The 22,068-nt window shown below is 69.1% G+C and carries 23 protein-coding genes; 14 read left to right on the top strand and 9 right to left on the bottom strand.

Translation table 11 applies throughout. From position 1 onward, the window contains the following. Window positions 1-369: 369 nt before the first annotated feature. The 7 genes from IXW21_RS03820 to IXW21_RS03790 form a co-directional block, all read right to left on the bottom strand. Complete coding sequence (locus tag IXW21_RS03820) at window positions 370-1,356, bottom strand: hypothetical protein (protein WP_194762947.1); 987 nt, start codon at window positions 1,354-1,356, stop codon at window positions 370-372. Between the two features lie 11 nt (window positions 1,357-1,367). Beyond that, window positions 1,368-2,168 (bottom strand): signal peptidase I, encoded by an 801-nt coding sequence (locus tag IXW21_RS03815; protein ID WP_194762946.1) that lies wholly within the window; start codon window positions 2,166-2,168, stop codon window positions 1,368-1,370. A 58-nt stretch (window positions 2,169-2,226) separates the two neighbouring features. Next, entirely contained in the window at window positions 2,227-3,039 is an 813-nt protein-coding gene (locus IXW21_RS03810; RefSeq protein ID WP_194762945.1) for an alternate-type signal peptide domain-containing protein, read from the bottom strand. Between the two features lie 83 nt (window positions 3,040-3,122). Continuing rightward, window positions 3,123-4,112 (bottom strand): hypothetical protein, encoded by a 990-nt coding sequence (locus IXW21_RS03805; protein ID WP_194762944.1) that lies wholly within the window; start codon window positions 4,110-4,112, stop codon window positions 3,123-3,125. Continuing rightward, a complete protein-coding gene (locus IXW21_RS03800; RefSeq protein WP_194762943.1) occupies window positions 4,109-4,792 on the bottom strand; it encodes a hypothetical protein in 684 nt (227 codons plus the stop codon). The genes IXW21_RS03805 and IXW21_RS03800 overlap by 4 nt, the downstream gene beginning before the upstream one ends. Continuing rightward, window positions 4,789-7,797 (bottom strand): hypothetical protein, encoded by a 3,009-nt coding sequence (locus IXW21_RS03795; RefSeq protein ID WP_194762942.1) that lies wholly within the window; start codon window positions 7,795-7,797, stop codon window positions 4,789-4,791. The genes IXW21_RS03800 and IXW21_RS03795 overlap by 4 nt, the downstream gene beginning before the upstream one ends. Window positions 7,798-8,110: 313 nt before the next feature. Further along, entirely contained in the window at window positions 8,111-9,295 is a 1,185-nt protein-coding gene (locus IXW21_RS03790; protein WP_194762941.1) for a class I SAM-dependent methyltransferase, read from the bottom strand. A gap of 61 nt (window positions 9,296-9,356) precedes the next feature. On the opposite strand from IXW21_RS03790, the gene IXW21_RS03785 reads away from it, so the two are divergent. The 8 genes from IXW21_RS03785 to IXW21_RS03750 all read left to right on the top strand — a co-directional run bounded on the left by IXW21_RS03785 (window position 9,357) and on the right by IXW21_RS03750 (window position 15,700). Then, on the top strand, window positions 9,357-10,013 hold the full coding sequence (locus IXW21_RS03785; protein ID WP_194762940.1) for a TetR/AcrR family transcriptional regulator: 657 nt from the start codon (window positions 9,357-9,359) through the stop codon (window positions 10,011-10,013). After that, window positions 10,010-11,005 carry an ABC transporter ATP-binding protein gene (locus tag IXW21_RS03780; protein WP_194762939.1) on the top strand — a complete coding sequence of 332 codons (996 nt, stop codon included), beginning with the start codon at window positions 10,010-10,012 and terminating at the stop codon, window positions 11,003-11,005. The genes IXW21_RS03785 and IXW21_RS03780 overlap by 4 nt, the downstream gene beginning before the upstream one ends. Beyond that, on the top strand, window positions 11,002-11,802 hold the full coding sequence (locus IXW21_RS03775) for an ABC transporter permease subunit (RefSeq protein ID WP_194762938.1): 801 nt from the start codon (window positions 11,002-11,004) through the stop codon (window positions 11,800-11,802). The genes IXW21_RS03780 and IXW21_RS03775 overlap by 4 nt, the downstream gene beginning before the upstream one ends. 164 nt (window positions 11,803-11,966) lie before the next feature. Continuing rightward, the gene (locus IXW21_RS18640; protein ID WP_194763197.1) at window positions 11,967-12,182 is read left to right on the top strand and encodes a WXG100 family type VII secretion target; all 216 of its coding nucleotides are present in this window, start codon (window positions 11,967-11,969) and stop codon (window positions 12,180-12,182) included. Between the two features lie 221 nt (window positions 12,183-12,403). Further along, window positions 12,404-12,802, top strand: a complete 399-nt coding sequence (locus tag IXW21_RS03765; protein WP_194762937.1) for a GntR family transcriptional regulator — start codon at window positions 12,404-12,406, stop codon at window positions 12,800-12,802. Then, window positions 12,799-13,716, top strand: coding sequence for an ABC transporter ATP-binding protein (locus tag IXW21_RS03760; RefSeq protein WP_194762936.1), 918 nt, complete (start codon window positions 12,799-12,801; stop codon window positions 13,714-13,716). Before IXW21_RS03765 ends, IXW21_RS03760 begins: the two co-directional genes overlap by 4 nt. Then, window positions 13,716-14,402, top strand: a complete 687-nt coding sequence (locus IXW21_RS03755) for a hypothetical protein (protein ID WP_194762935.1) — start codon at window positions 13,716-13,718, stop codon at window positions 14,400-14,402. The genes IXW21_RS03760 and IXW21_RS03755 overlap by 1 nt, the downstream gene beginning before the upstream one ends. A gap of 122 nt (window positions 14,403-14,524) precedes the next feature. Next, the gene (locus IXW21_RS03750; protein ID WP_194762934.1) at window positions 14,525-15,700 is read left to right on the top strand and encodes an FUSC family protein; all 1,176 of its coding nucleotides are present in this window, start codon (window positions 14,525-14,527) and stop codon (window positions 15,698-15,700) included. Between the two features lie 15 nt (window positions 15,701-15,715). Here IXW21_RS03750 and IXW21_RS03745 read toward each other — a convergent pair whose 3' ends face one another. Continuing rightward, entirely contained in the window at window positions 15,716-16,309 is a 594-nt protein-coding gene (locus IXW21_RS03745) for a winged helix-turn-helix domain-containing protein (protein WP_194762933.1), read from the bottom strand. A gap of 75 nt (window positions 16,310-16,384) precedes the next feature. On the opposite strand from IXW21_RS03745, the gene IXW21_RS03740 reads away from it, so the two are divergent. The 3 genes from IXW21_RS03740 to IXW21_RS03730 all read left to right on the top strand — a co-directional run bounded on the left by IXW21_RS03740 (window position 16,385) and on the right by IXW21_RS03730 (window position 18,704). Beyond that, the gene (locus tag IXW21_RS03740; RefSeq protein WP_194762932.1) at window positions 16,385-17,776 is read left to right on the top strand and encodes an MFS transporter; all 1,392 of its coding nucleotides are present in this window, start codon (window positions 16,385-16,387) and stop codon (window positions 17,774-17,776) included. Window positions 17,777-17,833: 57 nt separating this feature from the next. After that, window positions 17,834-18,091, top strand: coding sequence for a hypothetical protein (locus IXW21_RS03735; RefSeq protein ID WP_194762931.1), 258 nt, complete (start codon window positions 17,834-17,836; stop codon window positions 18,089-18,091). Between the two features lie 154 nt (window positions 18,092-18,245). Next, a complete protein-coding gene (locus IXW21_RS03730) occupies window positions 18,246-18,704 on the top strand; it encodes a GyrI-like domain-containing protein (RefSeq protein ID WP_194762930.1) in 459 nt (152 codons plus the stop codon). A 3-nt stretch (window positions 18,705-18,707) separates the two neighbouring features. Here the strand turns inward: IXW21_RS03730 and IXW21_RS03725 are convergent, their stop codons facing one another. Next, on the bottom strand, window positions 18,708-18,926 hold the full coding sequence (locus IXW21_RS03725; protein ID WP_194762929.1) for an SCO4848 family membrane protein: 219 nt from the start codon (window positions 18,924-18,926) through the stop codon (window positions 18,708-18,710). 208 nt (window positions 18,927-19,134) lie between these two features. On the opposite strand from IXW21_RS03725, the gene IXW21_RS03720 reads away from it, so the two are divergent. The 3 genes from IXW21_RS03720 (at window position 19,135) to IXW21_RS03710 (ending at window position 21,975) form a co-directional block, all read left to right on the top strand. Next, window positions 19,135-19,761, top strand: coding sequence for an RNA polymerase sigma factor (locus tag IXW21_RS03720; protein WP_228528155.1), 627 nt, complete (start codon window positions 19,135-19,137; stop codon window positions 19,759-19,761). Further along, the gene (locus tag IXW21_RS03715) at window positions 19,758-20,240 is read left to right on the top strand and encodes a hypothetical protein (protein ID WP_194762927.1); all 483 of its coding nucleotides are present in this window, start codon (window positions 19,758-19,760) and stop codon (window positions 20,238-20,240) included. Before IXW21_RS03720 ends, IXW21_RS03715 begins: the two co-directional genes overlap by 4 nt. Before the next feature lie 160 nt (window positions 20,241-20,400). Then, the gene (locus tag IXW21_RS03710) at window positions 20,401-21,975 is read left to right on the top strand and encodes a S8 family peptidase (RefSeq protein WP_194762926.1); all 1,575 of its coding nucleotides are present in this window, start codon (window positions 20,401-20,403) and stop codon (window positions 21,973-21,975) included. The last annotated feature ends 93 nt before the right edge of the window (window positions 21,976-22,068 follow it).

Here is a 22,068-nt window from a genome sequence, read left to right as displayed (position 1 = left end):
GCTCGCCTCGGCGGCAGAGCCTGCTTCGGTTACGCCCGGGTGATGTTCTCAGGGCCGTTTCGAGTGCATGCTGTGGCGGCGCGGACGGCGGATTTCGGATCCACCGCGATAGAGCATCGACCGTACGCCCACGCCTCTTCGCAGCACAGCTCATCGAAAGAAGGACGTGGCCGCGGACTGGTCTTCGGACCGTCAGGCCCGCATTCCAACGTAACGAAATGGCCGGTCAGGGGCAAATCCGTCATTCCGATCGGCGTTCAGTTTCTGCGGCTGACCGGGGGATTGCGCGGGTTTCGGACACCGAGACGGACACGTGCGGCACGGGCGTTTCACGATCCCGCGGCGCGCCGTTCCGGGACCGCCTTCGTTCTAGGCCGGAAGCACCAGGGCGGCCTGAAGCGGCACCGGCGCACACGCCACGCAGAGCGTCTCCCGCTCGCCGGATGCCGCGCGACGAGCAACCCAGGGTTCGCCCCGTCCGATCGGATCGTCGCAGACCTCGCAACGACGACGACGGGCAGCGAGCAGGAGCAGTCCTGCGGCAGCGATTCCGAGCGCGAGAGCGATGAGCGCCGCAGTGAGTGCCGCATCGGCACCCGTCTGCGCGAGGATCGGAGGCGTGGTACTCGTGTCACCCTCGAGGTGGACGCGGATGTCGAATCGCAGGCCTGTCGACTCGGCGTGGGCGTTCATCTCGGTGGTCAGCGACGCCGGCACGTCGAATCCGACGGTGACGGGAACATCGGCACCGCGCGGCACCTGGACCTGTACGAGTTCGGGGCGCCCGTCGTCGAGAGCGAGCAGATCCGAGAAGGGCGCGGATCCTGTCACTCCGGCGATGTCCCAGAACACCGTGACATGGTCGCCGAGCTCGGGGTTGGCCGCCAGCATGGGAACAGTCTCGGCCAGCACGAGGCCGACAGCCATGACGCCGTCAGAGGGGCCGTCGTTGCGCACGCTGAGGGTTCGGGAGACGTGGTCGCCGGGGGAGATCAGACGTTCGCCCACGAAGCTCGCCTCGGCCGTCGCGTACTCGGAGCCTCGCCAATCGAGATGGACGGTGTGGCCGTCCCAGAGACCGGAGAGCAGCTGCGCTTCGGTGGCGGTGGCCAAGGTCGACGAGGTGCCCGCGTTGTCTGCGGCATACGTCTCCGCCCCGTCGGCCGCGCTCGAAGCCTCCTCCACCGGAGCGCGGGTGCCGAACACGGTGGCACTCGCCGGGGCCATGTAGAACATCACTGAGATGAGGATGGCGAGCACGAGCGCGACGGCGCCCAGAATGCGCGCGCCGCGTGCCAACCGCGATGGCTGCTTCAGCGCATAGCTGTCGCCGGAGATGTCGATATAGGCACTCATAGGTGTTCCTCTCACGGAGACGGTGTGGCGGTGGCTGTGGCTGTGGCTGTGGCGTGGAACTGTTGTTCCAGAAGCGCGATCTCACGCTCACGAAGGGTGAGCTCTCGCTCCCGCAGATCCAGCTCTCGCAGCCGGAACGACGAGTCACCGCTGGAGGCTTCGTTGTCGTCGGAAGAAGGCGAGGCGGTGACGGGTGCGATCGGCGCCCCCGCGATCGTGCGGATGCGCGTTCGCGGGCGGGCCCGATCGAGCGCGTAGATTCCCACCGCCAGGAGAGCGAAGGCCGCGAACACGAGGATCTTGTTGTCCTCGACCCAGCTGCGTGCCCATCCGACGGCGGGGATGCCGTACATGAACACGCCACGCACCTGCTCGGGCGAGACCGGTTCGTCCGCTGCCGAGTTCGCATCACCCTGCAGGATGAGGCGACAGGACGTGCCGTCGTCGTAGGTGCCGACAGTCTTGGCGATGACGCGGTGGGTGATGAGCGCCGGGTCATTGGGGGTGGGGTAGTAGGTCACGATGTCGCCGATCGAGACGTCTGTGCAGACGTCCTCCTGTGCGAGCGCCCGCACTGCGACGACGTCGCCCGGCGTGAGGCTGGGCTCCATCGAGCCGGTGAGCACCGTGAGGCTGTCTCCCCCGAGGATGCGCGGGATGAGGAACAGGGTCGCGATGACGACGATGATGACGCCGGCCGCGATCGCGCCGAGTAAGGCGCCGAGTGACTGCCAGAGAGAGCCGCGCACCCGTGCCAGACGGAGTCCGGCACCCTGCCGGGTCCGCGTGGATCTGATTCGGTTGCGAGGCACTTTCTTCTCCTTGATGCGGGGCACCCGCGTGCGCGGGTGCCCCGGTGTTCGGGCGTGCTCAGTCGAACTGCGAGCCGGTGTCGCGGACCTGGTCGAGCTGCAGCTTCAGCTCAGCCAGGGTGTCGACGGTCAGGGCGTCCTCGCGGGTGCCCGTCGCTGCCTCGGTCTGGTCCGAGTAGCTGCCGTCTGCGGCAACAGTCGCCTTGCCGGCGTCGCCGGCGGTGCTGTCGAACGTGCCGTAGAGCACCACGGTGACGTCCTCAGACGTGTCGGTCATCTGGAAGACGGTCGAACCCGCGACGTCACCTGCGGTGGCAGCCATGGGAACGCCGTCGTCGATGCCGTCAGCCTGGCCCGTGGCCGGAGCCGACAGGTAGAACAGGCTGCTGTCCGCGGGGACCGCGGTCTCGGAGACGAGCAGAGTGCCCTTGTTGTAGACCTCGTACGACCAGGTCATCGACGCGTTGCCGTCGATCATGGCGTCGAGGCCTGCGACCGAGAGCTTGCCGACGAGGTTGTCGCCCTCGAGCGTGACGTCTGCCGAGAATGCGGCGGCGACCTTGTCACCCGGCACGGCCCGCCACGACGCGTCGTCGATCAGGTGGCCGAGCTGCGTGCCGTCGGTGCCCACGAGGGTCTCGGTGGCGTCAGCACGGTCGGCGGACACGTCGTAGAACGAGGTGTCGGCCGTCTGAACGAGGTTGAGGTCACCCGCGGTGATGTCGCCACCCGCGAAGGTGTCGTTGGCGCTCCAGAGCGCGAACGTCGACCCTCCCGAAAGCAGAGCGACGGCTCCGAGTCCGACCCAGACCAGTCCCCGGCGACGCTTGCGCTCCTCGGTGACAACGATCGTTGATGCGTGGTTGTCCATGTTTCTCTTTCTTGTCTTAGCCCCATGCGAGGGGCTGGTTCGACCGAGGCCGGGTGGCCGTCGGGGGTGGGTACCGAACGCTGTCACTCGTTCGAAGTCGTTGTCGCGAAGTGATCGCCGGGCTGCGTCGCTGCCGCGTTGAGGTTCGTGACCGCGGGGTCGAGAACGATCGTGATGTCCGGCTCGTCGCTCGGGTCCGGGTACAGCGCGGCGCTCCACACATCCACGTCCCGAGGACGCGTCTGGTCCTCCGCGACGCCGGTGGCTTCCGCTTCATTGACGTAGGTGCCCAGCAGCGGCAACGACGGCGGGAAGCTCACAGCCGTGTTCCACGTGTCCAGCGCTCCGTAGACCTTTCCGTCCTCGGCGGCGCCCTGCGCGAACGCGTCGTTGACGTAGCTGCCGTCCGGCGCGTTGATGAAGTCCATCGCCGCGCACCAGGTCTGACTCGATCCACCATCGCTTCGAGCGCCAGGCGCCTGGAGCTGATGATCCTGACCGTCGAACACCATGACGTTCTTCTGCGTCTCCCCTTCGGGCGTCTCAGGGGTCGCGGGCACAGCTGTGCACCCGCCTCCGGCGTCGGCTGGATACACCTTGAGGGTCGAGTAGCGAAGAAGCGTGCCCTCGTCTCCGACGCCGGAGCTCAGGTCATGAACAGACCCGTCGCGTGCGACCTGCGTGGCGACAGAGACGTCGTACACGACGCCCCCGATGCCGTCCGCCCATCCGGTGGCCTCGAAGGTCCAGATGATGGGCGCCGCATCGGGCCCGGTCTGCCCGAGGACTTCAGCCATCTTCGAGCCGGGCAGGACGAGCTCGACCGGGGCACCATCCGTGCTGTGGACGAGAGCTGCCGACCCATCGGTCGGAGCCGCCGCGAACGCGACCCGGCCGTGATCGAACGCGGGAATGGTGACGGAATCGTCCATCGCCCACAGCGCGTATGCGGCGGGGACGGTGCCGGCGGCAAGTGCTCCCAGAACGAGTCCGCCGATGGCGGCCTGTGCACAGGAGCGACCGAGGGTGCGCCTGCGCGACCCCTTCGCCAGGCGTTCGCTCTTGCGGCTCATGGCGTCCCTCCCTCGACATAGCCGGCTCCTGCGCGGAGCTGCTCGAGGGTGACGACGATGTTCCCTGCTGCCCACTGGGCAGGTGCGTCGTCGAGGGATCCACCGTCGACCCAGTCGTAGTCGCCGAGGATCTCTGCAGAGACGACGATCTTCCAGTCTTCGACGACCCCGCCATCGGTGCCGGTCAGACCGTCCACTGCAAGAGTGGTGCCGAACGGGGCGGTTCCGCTCGCGGGAGCGACCTGAACCCCCTCTGCGTTCTCGATGTGGAACGACAGCGCGATCAGTCCGTCCTCGACATCCTGGGCGACGTCGCTCCCGGCCGCGTAGTCGACCGCGAGCCCCGCAGTGAGGTTGTCGCCCTGGAGGTACGACTCGACGTTCTGGGTGATCCTGATGATGTCGCCGGGCATCACGCGGAAGCCTTCGGGCGTGCCGGTGAGCGGGAGTTCCTCCGCCGTTCCTGTTCCCGGAGTGACCTGACTCCAGGTCGTCTCCATCGAGACGAGCCTGAGGTTGCCGCTGGTGATGTCGCCGAGGCTGGCTGACGTGCTGGTCGACCAGAGGGCATACGTCCCTCCGGCCGTTGCGCCGGCGATGAGGAGTCCGACCAGGAGTGGGGCTGCGACCGCGAGGCCGGGCCGCCGAAGGCTCCGGCTGCGTCGTTCACGCGTCGTCACGGGGCCTCACCCGATTCTGCGATCGGGCCGTCGACCGTGGTGTCTGCGGGGATGAGCGAGACGCAGGAGAACAGCTTCACGGAGTCGCCGCTCTCGAGCGACGGGATGGTGCCGATGAGTCCGGCGTCGCCGAGGCGCTCATCGGAGTCCCTGACCTGGATGTCGCGGAGAACCGTGACCCAGTCGTCTGCAGACGTGTTGGTGACGGTGTACACGAAGCACACGGGCTGTCCGTCAGTCAGTCGGCTGTCGCGCGGAGCGGGTGAACCCGTCGCCTCGATCCGCTGCACGGAGGAGGAATCGATGACGTCGACGTATGCGCGCTTCGCGATGTTGATCACCGGGTCGGTGGCATAGAGGTAGGGGGTCACATCCGGCACGAGCAGGCCGTCGTAGTTGCTGTCGCCGGTCGCGACGCTCGCCGAGATCGTCGTCTTCGTGCCCGCCTCGGCGTCACCCGAGGCAGCGGTCACCACGATGGCACTCGTCTGCGACGCGCCACCGGCGATCACCGGCGACGTCGTGCTGAGAGAGAGCTTGGGCGTGCCCGCGGGCTGGCTGACGCTCGTCGTGAACTTCAGCTGCTCGGTCGGAGCGGGTGCACCGGCCGCCAGCATGTAGGTGAAGTTCTTGCCCCGCTCATCGCCGGTCACGACCGTGAACTTGCTCGGCTGAGCGGTGATGGGGTTCACGAACGTCACGACGTTGTCGGTACCGCGCTCGTCACCGGTGGTCGCTGCACTGATGTTCGCAAGTCCCGTGGGAATGGCGACAGTGTTCTCTCCGATGGACACGGTCACCGTCGCGGTGTCGTCGACGCGGACGATCACATCGAACTGCGTGCCCGAGCTTCCGGCGACCTCCGTGACCGAGACGACTCGCGGGGCGAGCCTGTCGGCGTCGATGGTGCTGATGCCTGCGGCGACACCGTCGAGCCCCTCGGACGTGGCACTCGTCGCCTCGACGACGAAGTCCTCGATGGCCACCGTCGACGGGTCGAGCTGCATCGACGAGGTGAGCGTGAAGTGCAGGTCGCGGGCGTGCGTCTCCTCGTTCTGAGTGGTCGCCTGCGCGATCGTGATGACCGGTCGGCAGCTGCCGTCGATGACCGCGACTCGCGAGTACTGCGACGACGGTGACGCGCTTCCCACCGGGGATTCGATCGTCTGCACGCGCAGGCCCCCGGTCACCGCTCCCGTGATGGGATCGACGGGGCCGACGCCGCTGTTCTTCTCGAGCATCGCGTCACCGGGCATGGGTAGAGCGACCTGCAGAGTCTGGCGTTCGTCGGCGTCGACGTCGTAGCGGCCGAGGTAGACCTCGGCATCGTTCCCCCGGGTCCAGTAGACGTCGAGCGCGACGGGCACGGCGGGGTAGCGGCCCGCGGCATAGTCGGTCGTGTTCTCCGCGTCGGCGGGTGGGGCCACCTCGAGCGGCACCGTGCACTCGGCTGCAGTGAGCGGAGTGGTCTGCACGTTCGCGCTGGTGCGCGCGGTCGGCCACCACGTGTTCAGCTTCGCGTTCGCCGACGCGTTCAGGTTGTTGACCAGCGTCGACGCGACAGAGCCGTTGCCGGCGAACTCCTCGAGGACGGTGTTGGCCTGGCTCCCCGACCGCGCGCCGAAGGTGTTTCGTGCGATCTCCACGACGCCGGTCTGAGTCATCCGGATGCTGGAGCGCGATGCGCTGGTCGAGAACCCGTCGAAGTGGTTGTCCACGATCGAGACGCGCGAGTCGGCGAGGTTCGTGGCGGAGTCCGTCGACTCGAGACCGTTCCAATAGACAGCCTGCGTGTTCAGGGTTCCGGTCGCTGTGAACTCGTTGTCCGAGACCTTTCCACCGGTGCCTATGCGCTTGTCCGTGGGCAGCACGATCGCAGCCGCCGAGTCGTCGACGTCGCCGTTGCCCGACATCTCCGTGAAGTCATTGCCGATGATCTCGAAACTGTCGAGGGTGGCGTATGCCAGGTCGACCACTGCCTGTCTAGCGCGATAGTAGGGCGCGGTGAACGTGTTGTCACTGATCTTGAGCTTCCCCACCGTGGCGTAACGGAGGTCGAGGCCGCGAGCGTCCGAGGCGGATGCGCGGTTGATGTTCTGAACGACGTTGCCGGTGAACTCGAGCTCCGTGATGTGCTGCTCGTAGGCCTCGACCGGCGTCGAGGTGCATCCCGCGGCTGTGCTGCCGTTGCATGCACCGGATGCGGCGCCGGCGACATAGGTGTTGCCGGTGACAGTCAGCCCCTTGACCGGGAACGACGCGCTGGTCCCGTCGACCACGCCCCAGTTCCAGTCCCTCTCGTTGGCGGCGAAACCGCCGATCGTCGAGTTCGAGACGGTGATCTCTTCGGCTCCCCCTCGCACGACGAAGAAGCGCTCGGGGTAGTAGGTCTCGGTCTGAATCTCGATCTCATCCAGGGTGACGCGCGCGGCGTTCGGCCCGATGTAGATGGAGGTCTCGCCTGCCCAGATGTCGTCGACAGCACGCAGGGTGATGTCGGGTCCGTTGAGGTGGAACGGGACGAGTGCGAGGTCGCCTGCTCCGGTCGGGTGCACCGTGATCTTGTGTTCCAGATCGACCGTCACCGGCGCGGTGATTTCAAAGGAAGCACCGCTGTCACCCGCGACGCCACCGGCTACCGCGCCGTTGGCCGCATAGAGGTTCGTGCTCACCATGCGGTTGGCAGCGGTGTTCGTGATCGCGATGTTGCCACCGGCGAAGTCGGGGTCGACCCCGATCTTGACTTCGCCGGCAGCGCCGTTGATGGCGTTGGATTCCTGGATGGCCGCGCGCAGCGTGCACGTTCCCGCGGTGGACTCGCACTTGCCGTCCGTGAGGGATCCCGCAGCAGCCTGAAGACCGAGGGAGTCGATCGAGAGTTCGGTCGCCGCCTGAGCCACGGTCGCGATGGCGATCGGAGTGAGCAGCCCCGCCGCGATGGCGAGCGTCACGCCCAGAGCGGTGGCCTTGCGGCGGCGTCCGCTGTCGGTTCTACGAGTTCGCATTTTCTTGGTTCCCCTACTGCGCAACTGCGCGGCGATGTCCAGGAGTGGCTGACGCCTCTATGACATCTCGGGTGCCGGAGGGCACGGCGGTCTCCGGGAACCGTTGAGTGGTGCGCGATCGGGACTTAGGTAGTCACGTCGAGGTCTCTCCGTGGGCGAACGACGCGCGGGCAGAAAAACAGCGGTCAGCCGGTATATCCCATCCGGGTTCGCCGAACTCGCACGGAGCAGTCACTCAGCCCGGACAGGGGTGGATGCACGATGCGCGGGATCGACGGAGCGAGCGGCGTCGATCCCGGCGCCGAGGGCAGGCTCAGCGACGGATGCTGCGCGTGACCGTGAACTTCGGGGTGCGCTCGAGCTGCGCGGTGGGGCCGATGAGGCGCGTCAGCTCGGCCCGGTATCCGAGCGACGAGTTGAAGACCGTGAACAGCTCGCCGCCGGGGCGGAGGATGCGGGCGGCGGCCTCGAACAGGCGTGTCGCCGCGCCCGTGTGCACGCTGCTGCCGAGGTGGAAAGGCGGGTTGAGCAGCACGACGTCGGCGCTGGCGTCGGCGAGTTCGGACCCGGCGTCGTCGTGCATCACGGTGACGCGGTCAGCGACCCCGTTCGCGGCCATCGTGGCGCGCGCGGAGGCGACCGCCGCGGCCGACCGATCCGTGGCGATGACCCGGAATTCCGGGTGCGCGAGGGCGTACGACGCGGCGAGCGCGCCGGTTCCGCAGCCCAGGTCGACGGCGATCAGAGGAACGCGGGACGCTTCGACGGGCTCAGCGACCGAGTCCGTGTCCGTGTCCGTGTCCGTGTCCGGAGCGTGCCGGAAGCTGGGTCCCTGAGCCTGTCGAAGGGCCCCCAGCAGCACCCGTGTGCCGATGTCGAGCTTCGCCCCCGCGAACGCGCCGCCGTGCGCGACCAGGGTCAGTCCGCCATGCTCCGCTGTCACCGGAAAAGGGGACGTGACCGGGACCGCTCTCGGCTCGCTGGCCACGATCAGTCGGGACTTGCGCTCGGCGCGCTGAGCGTGAACCTGCGCGAAGCTGCGGCCGAGGACGTCGTTCTGCGCGATGGTCATGTGCTTCACCCGGCCACCGGCGACGAGCACCACGTCGGGCGCCGCCCAGCGGGCCACGGCGTCGGCGATCTCCTCGAGCTCGGCGAGCGCCTTGGGCAGCTGCAGCAGCACGAGACGGGCACCGTCGAGCAGCGATTCATCGAGCTCGTGCGTCGAGAACCCGAGCAGCCCGAGCTCATCGGCGTTGCGGGCCAGCGCACGGCGGCCCGTCGCGAGGTCCTGATGAACGCGGATGCCGTCGAGCCCAGCATCCGTCAGCGAAAGCGTGATCGCGCCGTACTCGTCGCCGATCACCGCGATCTCGCGCCCCTCGACCCCGAGGGCGAGCGCGCGCTCGACCAGCAGCAGGTCGGTCGCGTCATGGGCCTGCAGGTTGTCAGCCTCGACATCGGGCCAACGGCGCAGGCGGGCGAAGGGGAAGTCCACGACTCCAGACTAGGAGCGCGACCTCTTGACGCAGACTGAACACCTGTTTAGCATGCTGTACATGCGTTCAGCTTCTGACGATCTCACCGCCCGGGCGCGGATCCGCGACACGGCCATCGCCGCCTTCGCCCGCGACGGGTTCGACGGCACGAGCCTGCGAGGCATCGCGAAGGAGGTGGGCGTCAGCCCGGCGCTGATCGTGCACCACTTCGGCGACAAGAACACGCTGCGCGCCGAATGCGACGACCACGTGGTCGGTGTCTTCATCGACGAGGAGCACGACCTGATCCAGGCTCCGACCCGCGACCGCATCCGCACGGCGCTGCACGACCTCGAGCGGTACGGCCCCTATGTCGACTACCTCTCACGCATGCTCGTCGACGGCTCCCCCGCAGCCGACCGGCTGTTCGACAGCTTCCTCGCGAGCACCCGCGACGTGCTCGACGAGCAGCGTGCGGCCGGGATGCTCGAGCCCATGAGCGACCCCGAGATGACCACGCTGCTCGTGACCCTGATCGGACTCGGCCCGGTCGTGATGCGCAGCCAGATCGCCCGCGCACTGGGCACCGATCAGCTGAGCCCCGCCGGCCTGATCCGCACCACGCTGCCCACGCTCGAGCTGCTCACCCACGGCATCTACTCGACCACCGCGCTGCTCGACGGCGCTCGTGACGCACTCGCCGCAGAGACGCCCGCCCCGGAAGGAGAGGCATCATGACCGACACCATCGAGATCGACCGTCTGCACAAGCTCTACGGCAACCGCATCGCGCTGCACGAGCTCGACCTGCACGTGCGAACCGGTACCGTCTTCGGACTCATCGGCCCGAACGGCGCGGGCAAGACCACCACGCTGCGCACGCTCGTCGACATCATCCGACCGTCCTCAGGCACCGTGCGCATCCTCGGTGGGGACCCCCGTCACGGCGGCGCCACCCTGCGTCGGCGCATCGGCTACGTGCCGGGCGAGCTGCACCTCGAGGGCCGGGCGAGCGGGCACCGGATGCTGTCGTTCTACGCCCAGGTCTCGGGTGGTCGCGACTCGGACGTCACCCTGCGCACCGCACGCGATCTCGCCGACCGGCTCGGTGTCGACCTGACGCGGCCCGTGCGCACCCTGTCGAAGGGCAACAAGCAGAAGGTCGGGCTGATCCAGGCATTCATGCACCGACCCGAACTGCTGATCCTCGACGAACCCACCAGCGGCCTCGACCCCCTCGTGCAGCGCGAGTTCCTGCAGATGGTCCGCGAGGCGAGGGATGCCGGACAGACCGTGCTGCTCAGTTCGCACGTGCTCAGCGAGATCCAGCAGACCGCCGACGAGGTCGCGGTGCTCGCGAACGGCCGGGTGGTCGCCGACGGCGATGTCGCCTCGCTGCGCCTGGGCTCGATCCGCCGCGTGCGTGCCGAGATCGCGACGACGGATGCCGCGGCGGCCCGCCCCGAGTTCGACCGGTTGCCTGGCCTCACGGGTCTCGACGTGCACGACGCCGACGGCATCCTGCACCTGTCCGGCACGATCGACGGCGCGATCGACCCGTTCATCAAAGCCCTCGCCCCGTTCGAGGTGCGCGACCTGACGGTCGAGGAGCCCGACCTCGAGGAGTCGGTGCTGCGACTGTACGGCGACGCACCCGCATCTGCCTCCCCGTCCGCCTCACCGACGCCCGCGACTCGACGAACGCGGCGAGCGAGGATGGAGCAGCGATGAACCGCATCCTGCCCGTGTTCCGGCGCAATCTGAGCGATTCGTGGCGCAGCCTGCTCGGCTGGACGCTCGGCCTCGCCGCCGTGCTGTTCCTCTACCTGCCGCTGTACCCGAGCCTCGGCGGCGGCGGTCAGCTCGAGGACATCATCTCGTCGCTGCCCCCGGAGCTCGTCGAGACGCTCGGCTACGACCAGATCTCGAGCGGCGCCGGGTACACGCAGAGCACCTTCTTCGGCCTGATGGGCTTTCTGCTGACCACGATCGCGGCCGTGCTGTGGGGCTCGGCGGCCATCGCCGGGGCCGAGGAGAGCGGACGCGCCGAACTCGACCTCGCGCACGGCATCGGCCGCGGCCAGTACGCGATCGAGTCGGCCGCCGCCGTGCTCGTGCGGATTCTCTGGCTCGGCGCCTTCTCGGGCCTCGTCGTCTGGGCGTTGAACGACTCCGCGGAGCTCGGTCTCGACGGATGGCGCGTCGTCGGTGCGAGCGCCGCCCTCACCGGTCTCGCGTCTCTCACCGCTTCCGCTGCTCTGCTCGCGGGAGCCGTGACCGGCCGACGCATCTGGGCGACGGGGGTCGGTGCGGGCATCGCGGTCGTGGGGTACATCCTGCAGGCGCTCGCCAAGCAGTCCGACGACCTCGAATGGCTGAACGGCCTCTCGCCCTACGCCTGGGCCTACCGGCAATCGCCGCTCGCCGAGGGCGTCGACCCGGGCGGCCTCGCACTCACCTGGGGCCTCGCCGTGGTCTTCGTCGCCGCATCGGCCGTCGCACTGCGCGCCCGAGATCTGCGCGGCTGAGCCGTCGGGGGCGCACGCCTTTCCGCTGCGAGACCTCCACCTCCGAATCGGGACGTGTACGTACTGCTGCCCGACCAGCCACCTGCTCCAGCTCTGCGCCCCGCCGGCCCTGCGCCACGTGACGGAGAGCACCGGAATACGATCGCCGCTTCGATGCGCAGAGCATCCGCGAGCTTCTCGACGGCCTCGAGGCCGACATCTCGGAGCTGAACGACCTGTGGACCGGGCAGGCCAATCAGGCCTTCGACCGCGCCCAGCGCGAATGGAGCGCGTGCGCCGCCGACATGCGGTCCGCCCTCATCAGCGCCGCGACCGCCGCCGCACGCACCCAAGCCCGCTCGAGAGAGGCCGAGGCGCAGGTGGCCGCTCTCTGGAGCTGACGACTCCCGACCGCGCGCGCCGCTTCACCAGCGGTGGGGCGGCCACTTCCGCACCCGCCCCGCCGTGGGTAGCCACTTCCGCACCCGAACGGCCCTCTTCCGGTGCGAAATTGACCACCCCATCGGCGAAGAGCCAATCGATCCAGATTGCTGGTTGACACACCTCACGTTCAGTGGTTACCTAGTCAAGTAACTAACCCACCAACCCCCTCGGAGGACTCGTGATCGACGAAGGCAAGCCGCTCTTCCTCCAGATCGCCGAGCAGATCGAGGACTCGATCATCGACGGTTCGCTCGCGGAAGAGACGCAGGCACCGTCGACGAACGAGCTCGCCGGTTTCTACCGGATCAACCCTGCGACGGCAGCGAAGGGAGTCGCCATGCTCACCGACAAGGGAGTGCTGTACAAGCGCCGCGGCATCGGCATGTTCGTCGCCGCAGGCGCGCGGGACATCGTTCTCGGCGAACGCCGTGACGCGTTCGCCGACCGCTACATCGAACCGCTCCTCGCCGAGGCCCGCACGCTGGGACTCGGCGCCGACGACCTCGCCGCGCTGCTCCGAGAGCGCGCGGCCCACACCGAACAGACACCGCAGACAGAAGGGAAGACCACCGCATGACCGCCGTCATCGAGGTCACGAACCTCACGAAGCACTTCAAGGAGAAGAACGCGCTCGACGACGTGTCGCTCAGCCTCGAGGGCGGCGCGATCTACGGGCTCCTCGGCCGCAACGGCGCAGGCAAGACGACGCTCATGTCGATCCTGACCGCGCAGAACTTCGAGACCTCGGGCACCGTCCGGGTCTTCGGCGAGCACCCGTACGAGAACACGCGGGTCCTGAACCGGATCTGCTTCGTCCGCGAGAGCCAGAAGTACCCGGACGACGCCTACCCGCGTCACGCCTTCACGGCCGCGAGCCTGTTCTTCGAGAACTGGGACCAGGAACTGGCCGACGAACTCATCGAGCAGTTCCAGCTGCCGATGAAGCAGACCATCAAGAAGCTCTCGCGCGGCCAGCTCTCGGCCGTCGGCGTGATCATCGGACTCGCGTCCCGTGCCGAGCTCACGTTCTTCGACGAGCCCTACCTGGGCCTCGACGCGGTGGCCAGGCAGATCTTCTACGACCGCCTGCTCGAGGACTACGCCGAGCACCCGCGCACGATCATCCTCTCGTCGCACCTGATCGACGAGGTCTCGAACCTCATCGAGAAGGTCATCGTGATCGACAACGGGCAGATCCTGCTGAACGAAGACACGGATGCCGTGCGCGACCGCGCCGTCACCGTCGTCGGCGACGCCGCCAAGGTCGACGCCTGGGCCGCCGACCGCGAGGTGCTGCACCGCGAGGCGCTGGGCCGTGTGGCCTCCGTCACGGTGCTCGGACACCTGTCGTCCGCCGAGCGGGCCGAGGTCACGGCATCCGGACTCGATCTCGCTCCCGTCTCGCTGCAGCAGCTCATCGTCCGCCTCACTCAGAAGGCAGAGGCGGGCGCTGCCACCAGAGCCTCGTCCGCGAAAGAGGAGGTGCGCTGATGCGACGCACACTCAATGTCATCCGCCTGCAGTTGATCAACCGTCAGACCTTCATCGCGGTGCCGCTGATCATCCTCGGCTCCGCCGTCGTGCTCTCGGTGCTCATCTACGCGATGATCCCGGGCGACCAGCCGAAGTACGGCGGTGGCGGCCAGGCCCCGCTCTGGTACTTCTTCGCGATCGGCATCTCGGCCATGACGCTCACGTTCCCGTTCTCGCAGGCGATGAGCGTCACGCGGCGGGACTTCTACTTTGGCACGCTGCTCACGGCGGTCCTCGGCAGCGCTTTCATGGGCGTGCTGTTCCTGATCGGCGGCGGCATCGAGACGCTGACGAACGGATACGGCGTGAACGGGTACGTGTTCTACCTGCCGTGGCTGTGGGAGGCGGGTCCGCTCGGGGCGTTCATCGTGTACTTCACGCTCGCCCTGTTCCTGTTCGTCCTCGGCTTCACCGGCGCGACGATCTACAAGAGCTGGGGGCCGACCGTTCTGACCGTCGTGGGCGTCGGGCTCGCGCTGATCCTCGTCGGGCTCGCGTTCCTCGCCACCAGGCTCGAGCTGTGGGCCCAGGTCTGGACCGGCATCCTCGACGCGGGTGCGCTCGGCCTCGCGCTCTGGGGACTCGTCGCCACGGTCGTGCTCAGCGGAGTCTCGTTCCTCGCCTTCCGGCGGGCGATCCCCTGATCGCAGTCCCGCCGATGACGCCGGTCGCCCGCACAGGGCGGCCGGCGTCGTCGCGTCCCGCGCCATCGCACCCGGCCCGCTACCCGGCCCGCGCTCCCCACGCAACCCGTTGGGAGAAGCGGATGCCGACGGCTAGCGTCGCTCTGCAGGGGAGGAGACGAAGGGATGCCGTGAACACCATCAGCACGCGACTGCGCGCCCGCCGTTCGGGGGCCGCGCACGAGATCCGCGAGGCCGTGCTTCCGGCACGTCTGCTGCTCGTCGCCAAGACGACGCTCGCCGTCGGGCTCGCGTGGCTGATCGCCCCGCACACTCCCGGCGTCACCGACGAGTACCCCTATTACGCCCCGCTCGGCGCACTCGTGAGCATGTATCCCACGCTCATGGGCTCGGTGCGATCGGGCCTGCAGACCCTGCTCGGCCTCGCGACCGGAATCGGTCTCGCTCTGCTCGTGGTGATGACGGTCGGCCCGACCTGGTGGACGGTGCCCGCCGTGGTGGGAGTCGGCATGCTCGTGGCGGGCACGGGCTGGTTCGGCGCCGCCCGGGAGTACGTGCCCGTCGCCGCGCTGTTCGTGCTGATCGTCGGCGGGCAGAACGCGGACGACTATTCGCTCGGCTACCTCGTGCAGATGGCGGTCGGCATCGTGATCGGCCTGATCGTCAACGTCGTGATCGCCCCCGCTCCCCTGACTTTCGCCGCCGCGGCGCGGGTCGACGCCTTCCGCGATCAGTTGAGCGCCCACCTGCACGACATCGGATCCGCCGTGTCGGAGTCGTGGCCGCCCGAGCACGAGAAATGGGCCGACGATGCGGCGTCGCTCGCCGACACGACCTCCGAACTGCGCACCGCCCTGTCCGACGCCGACGACAGCCGACGCGGCAACGTCAGGGCACGCGGACGACGCGGCGAGACCCGGCACATCCATGCCGAGCTCGAGGCGCTCGATCGCATCGCGCACCTGATCCGCGACATCTCCGACGAGATCGCCGACACCATCTGGGATCGGCCGGGCGCGCTCGATCTCGACCCCGCGCTGCCCGATCCCCTGTCGGCGGCCTGCCATGCGGTGGCCGAGGTGATCGCGCAGCAGGAGCCGCTCACCTCCGAGGATCACCGGGTGCGGGGCGAGGCCGCGCGCGCGATCCGCCTTCTGCTCGAGACGGTCGACGACCGCACGATCGATGTGCGGCGCTCGATGGGGCCCGGCGTGCTCGCGGCGATGCATCTGCGCCGCATCCTGATCCTCAGCGGCCAGCGCGCGCCCGACGACGAGGTCGACGACGGCCTCGACTGAGAACGTCGACCGAGTTCAGATCGTGTCGTCGGCCGCGAGGATGTCGATCTGCCAGGGGCGTCCGGCCGGGTCGTCCTTGTCGTGGGCGCCCACTGCGTCGGAGATGACGTCCTGCACACGATCCATCAGGGCGTCGAACTCCGCCTCGGTGAGGCGGACCATGCGCTGCGAAAACGCGGCGTGCACTTCGGCGGTGCGCCTCGACACGTACTCGGGCGTCCACGCGATGACGCGCGCCATCATGGCCTGATGGTCATCGGCGATCGATCGGATCATGGCGCTGCCCAGCGCCTCGTCGGGCACCGGATGCTCCGGACCGCCGACGCTCATCGCGCCCTTGCGCGACTTCCAGACCCTGTCGCGACGGTCGCGGGCGTGCTCGGGAGCTTCTTCGATGAGCCCCGCGTCGGCCAGCACCCGCAGGTGGAAGCTCGCGCTGTTGGCCGGCACCTCGAGGTCGGCCGCGACATCGGCCGCGCGCAGGTGCTCGCGGCGCGCGAACAGTCGCAGCATCTGACGCCGCAGCGGGTGCGCGTACGCCTTGAGCATCGCCGACGTCATCCAGACCTGATCCGCCTGTTGCCGCTCGCCCTTCGCACCCTCGCCCATCCCCGCAGTCTATCCGCAGGAAAAGTTGCGCAATGAGTCTTGCGCAACTTTTCTTGCGCAACTACCGTGGAGCCCATGACCACCACCGCGACCGCGCCACACCGACTGTGGCGGAACGCCCGCTACCTCACCTGGCTCGTGAGCGACACGAGCAAGGGCCTCTCCGCCGCGCTCTTCGGCTTCGCGATCCCGCTGCTGGCGCTGATCGTCACGAACGACCCCGCGCAGGCCGGCATCATCGGGGGCGCGGGCATGGTCGCGCGCCTCGTGTTCACGCTCGCCGGCGGCATCCTCGCCGACCGGCATCCACGCATCGCGCTCATGCTGCTCGGGTCGCTCCTGGGCATCCTGCTCTCGGGGGCCTTCACACTGCTCGCGCTCGCCGATGCGCTCACCTTCAGCACGCTCCTCGCAGCGAACGTGCTGCTCGCCGCTCGCAGCGGGCTCTTCGACGTCGCGGGTGAGAGCGCGCTGAAAGAACTCGTGCCCGACGGCGCGATGGGCCGGGCGCAGGCCGCGAATCAGGGTCGTGATGCCGCGCTGCAGCTGGCCGGCGGCCCCCTCGGCGGCCTGCTGCTCGGTGTCGGAGGCTGGCTCGTCGGCGTCGCGATGACCGTGTGCCATGTGGTGGCCGCCGTCACGGCAGGGATGCTGCGCGGCACCCGCTCCCCGACGGCGGTGGCGCATAACGGAGACGAGGATGCTGCCGCGGAGCGTGTCGCCGACGGACCCGCCGTCGACGCGCGCGATGGTCTGGGTTTTCCCTCCGAGCTGAGTGCGGAGGCCGCCGCGGTCGCCGCCCCCGCGACCGCCCCTGCGAAGACCGGTGCGTGGGCCGAGCTGCGCGAGGGGTTCTCGTGGCTGCTCTCCCGGCCCGACCTCGGCGGCGTGCTGCTCATCATCACGATCATCAACCTGGGGTTCAACGCGGCGATCACGACCACGATCTACGCGTTGCAGCAGGCCGGATACTCCGAGCTGCTCATCGGATCGCTCAGCGCCGCGGTCGGGGCCGTCATGCTCGTCGGCGCGATCGTGGCGCCGATGCTCGTGCCCCGATTCCGCGCCGGCGTGCTCGCGATCAGCGGGCTGTCGGTCGCGGCACTCGGCTCGGCGGCGCTCGCGATGGTGACCGAGCCCTGGGCGATCGTGGTCGTGCTCGGTGCCTCGGTGCTGCTGCTGCCCGCCCTCAACGCGGGCATGATGGGCTACTTCATGGTCGCCACCCCGACCGAGCTGCTGGGTCGGGCGAACAGCGCCGCTGGCGTGCTGGGCATGGGCGCGCTGCCGCTCGCGCCCCTGATCGCCGGGTTCGGGCTCACCTGGATCGGCCGCGAGGCCACGATCCTCGTGTGCGCGGCGCTCTGCATGGTCGCCGTCGCGCTCGCCCTGGGCAACCGTGCGCTCCGCGCCCTGCCGGTCGAGTCGCGGTGGGCCGAGCACGCGACGCAGTACGAGAGGGCCTGACCCGACGGGGAACCTCCCATACCGAGATATCGGAGAGTGCTCCCTAGGCTGACACGCGTGGACGACGACAGCACGCGTGCGGACGACGACGGCCGGTGGGCGCTCCTGCTGGCGATGCTCAGCTTCGGCCTCGGCGTGCAGATGCTGGTGGACGGCGTCGGACCCGAGTGGTGGTCCTCCGTCAGTGTGGTGATCGTCTTCGGCGGCGCGGTGATGTCGACGTGGCGGTACGTCGTCGACAGTCGCGCGGTGAAACGCCTGGCGCGTGCAGCGGACGAGCGCGCAGAAGCGACCGTCGTCGCGGACGACCGCTAACCGAGAGGCGACGAACCTCGCGTGTGCGGCGCTGCGCCGTGCTGTACTGCGCTGAGCTGCGCGTGGTCGTCGACGCGGTGGGGCTCCTCGTGGACCGATGTCGGTGTCCCCGCGTAGGCTCGGCGCCACCAGCCACCGACCTGAGGAGACGACGATGTCCGACATGCAGATCACCGAGAAGCCGCTTCCCTTCGTGCGACTCGCCGCGTTGTCCGAGACCGTCGGCACACAGCCCGAGGTCGCCGCCGTCGTGGGACCGCTGTTCGACCGCGTGGAAGACGCGCTTCGGGCATCCGGAGCGGCCCCCGGGCTGCCGATCGCCGAGTACGACATGGACAGGCACGGCGTTCGCATCACGGTCGGGTTCACCTACGACGGCCCTGCGGTCGACGATGTCGTCATCGTCGAGCTTCCGGCCGTCGAAGCGGCTTTCGCCACGACCCACCACGGGGCCATGGCGACGATCGACGACAGCTGGCGCGCCCTCAACGAGGCGATCACCGCCCGGGGCGCGGAAGCCCGGGGAGCGTGCCGCGAGGTCTACCTGCAGTCCGAGTCCGAAGACCAGACCGATTGGATCACCGAACTGCAGCAGCCCATCGCCGGCGACTGAGAGTCAGAGCGCGCCGGCGAGCGCCGCGACTCCGACGACCACCGAGACCAGCGCGAGCACCAGGGCGATCGCGATCAGCACCGCGTGCACCTTGAGGAAGGTCGTGGCCCTGCCGTCGGCATCGCGCGCCCGCGGGTCGTTCGCGACGCGCTTGTAGAACCGCGGCCACACCAGCACGTTGAAGGCGGCGTTGAGGAAGAGGACGACAGCAAGGGCGATCACCCCTCCACGCTATCGCCCACTGCATCCTGCCTCTGGCATGGCCAGGCTGGCCGGCTGGCTGGCTGGCCCACCACTCGTCATCCCGCACCTCGCGCCGACCGGCATCCCGCGCCGACCGCATCCCCGCCGATATTCCGAAAAACATACCCAGTCCATGTATCACCGGGCTCTTGCCGAGCTCCTTACCTGTGTGATCACAATGGGACTCATGATCGACGGCGCACCCGACGGCGCCGCCCTCGATCCTGCACCGGACGACGGAGCGGCACGCTGGAAGCGCGCCGCCGACCTCTTCGACGCATGGCGGGACGGCGACAGCCGCGCGATGGACGACCTCGTGCGGCTGATGACCCCTGTGCTCTGGCATGTCGTGCGCGCCTACGGGCTCGAGCGCACGTTGGCCGAAGACGTCATCCAGACGACGTGGCTGCAACTGGTGCGCGGGCACCGCTCGATCGCCGACCCGAAGGCCGTGTCGGCCTGGCTCACGACGACCGCGCGGCGCGAGGCCTGGCGGGCGGGCAAAGCCCACAACCGCGTCGACACGACGGAGACGGATGCTCTCGACGCCCTGCTGCCGGAGCAGCAGTCGGCCGAAGACCACGCCGCGACGGGAGACGAGAACCGTCGACTCTGGTCTGCCGTGCAGCGTCTCGCCGAGCGGTGCCAGCGTCTGCTGCGCGTGATCGCCTTCGAGGAACGCCCGGATTACGCGCGGCTCGCCGCCGACCTCGCGATGCCGGTCGGCAGCATCGGACCGACGCGCAAGCGCTGCCTCGCCAAACTGCGCGACCTGCTCGACGCCCCGACACCGCGGACGGAGGGCGGCTCATGACTGAGAACGACGGCGGCAACCGCGCGGACGCCCACGAGGATGCCGAGCTGTTCGCGCACCTGAGATCGCTCTGGCGCGACGTCGACCCGATGCCGGCTGCGCTGATCGATCGGATGATCGCGGCCGTCGCGGCGGAGGGCCTGTCGGAGGAGTACGCGCTGCTCACCCTGATCGACGAGCCTCTGGGTGCGGTGCGCGGCGACGCCGACGCGCTGACCCTGCAGTTCAGCGACGGCACCACGAGCATCCTCCTGCACGTCACCGGCACGGCGAGCGGGGCGCATCGCATCGACGGCTGGGTCGACACGGCGTCCGGCCTGATCGAACTCGCGCAGGGCGAGAGCATCCGCACGACGACCGCGAGTGACACGGGTCGCTTCGTGTTCGATGACGTGACCGACGGGCTGACGCTCGTGCGCCTCACCACGACGGTCGGCGACGAGCAGCGCACGCTGTCGACCCCGCAGTTCGAGTTGTGATCCACACGGGCCGGCCCGCACACCGCGGGGCCGATCCCGCACACCGCGGGGCCGATCCCGCACCTCGCGGGATCCCCCCGCACACACCGCAGGGCCGCTCCCGCACCTCGGGGGTCCGCCCGCACAGGACGCGGGTCCGCCCGCGAGGAGAGGACCGACGATGGAGCAGCCCAAGGGGTGGAGCTGGCAGGACCGCGCAGAGGGGTCGATCCGCCGAGGCACGGCGCTGGATCCGTCCGTCGAGCCGGTCGACGGCGTTCGCGCATTCCCGACCGCGTACCTGCAGGAGCGTCTGCTGATCACTCAGGATCAAGTCGACAACGGCCAGGAGGCGTACGACCGCGAGATCCGCGCGCTCCGAGAAGCCGCCGGCTCGTTCGGCTGGAATCTCGACATCGAGTCGCCCGACGCGGTGCGCTCCGCCGACCAGCTGGTGCCCGGAGTGCCCGGGTTCCTCCGAGCGCACCTCACGACGCCCGATGAGCCGACACGCGGCGAGTCACCGGTGCCCCCGGATGCCTGGCGCGTGCTGCAGCGCGCCCGACGCAGCACGGGAACCCCGATGCCGAGGACCAGCCTCGAGCATGTACTCTCGATCGACCCGGTCGGGCTCAATCCGTTCAGCCGCACGAATCCCTTCAGCCGCACCAACCCGTTCAGCCGGACCAACCCGGTGCGCGGCGCGGGAGGCGCCGGCGGCAGCGACGACTATCTCGAACCGGGCCGCGGCGCGCGACAGCCGGTCGCCTGGCTCGGCCCGGCGCCGCTGCGCAGCGCTGCTCCGAAGCGCGGCCGCCGGCCGGTCGTGGCGGTGCTCGACACCGGATGCGGCGTGCACGACTGGCTGCCCGACGACGTCGTCACCCGGCACATCGAGCTCGACGGGGTGCCGGTCGGACTCACCGACGACGCCGATCCCGAGCGTTACCCCGACCTCTACGGACAGCTCGACGGCGAGATCGATGCGGTCGCCGGGCACGGCACCTTCATCGCGGGCATCATCCGGCAGACCGCGCCGGATGCCGACATCCTGTCGATCCGCATGGCCGGGGCGCTCGGCGTGATCGACGAGAGCACGTTCCTCATCACCGTGGCGCAGGTCGTCGAGCTGCTGCGCCGTCACCGCGAAGACCCGAAGACCGGGCACCCGATCGACGTGCTGAACCTGTCGCTCGGGTACTACCACGAGACCCCGGTCGACGGTCAGTTCAGCACGACGCTCAACGCCCTGCTGACCACGGCCCGGGAGCTCGGCTGCGTGGTCGTGTGCTCGGCGGGCAACGATGCGATCGATCGGCCGTCGTTCCCGGCATCCCTCTGGCCCTGGCCCGGCGCCGACAACGGCATCCACCCGGACACGGACGCGCCGCACGTCTCGGTGGGTGCGCTCAACCCGTCGTCGCGGTCGGTCGCTCTCTTCTCGAACGTCGGGCCGTGGGTGCAGGTGTATGCCCCGGGAGCGGCCGTCGTGAGCACCTCCCCGGCGTTCGTCGGGGGCGAGCAGGCCATGACCAAGGCAGACGTCGACGGCCTGCGGCGAGAGACCATCGACCCCGACGACTACCGCGGCGGATTCGCGATCTGGAGCGGCACGTCGTTCGCGGCTCCCTACGTCGCGGGGCGCATCGCCGCCCAGCTCGGCACGGTTCCGGCGCAGGGCGTGAGGGCGGATGCCGCGGCCAAAGCGGTCGCCGCCGTGCTCACGACGCTGCCTGCCCCAGTCGAGCGGGGGTAGCCGGGCGGGGGCAGCCGCGGCGGGCGAGGCCGGGCCGGGCGGATGGGGAGCGGGGGCAGCCGCGGCGGGCGAGGCCGGGCCGGGCGGATGGGG

Origin of the sequence: Microbacterium sp. UFMG61, from assembly GCF_015354505.1 — a bacterium.
In the GTDB taxonomy this organism is placed as follows: domain Bacteria; phylum Actinomycetota; class Actinomycetes; order Actinomycetales; family Microbacteriaceae; genus Microbacterium.
This window is presented reverse-complemented; position numbering and strand designations above follow the sequence as displayed.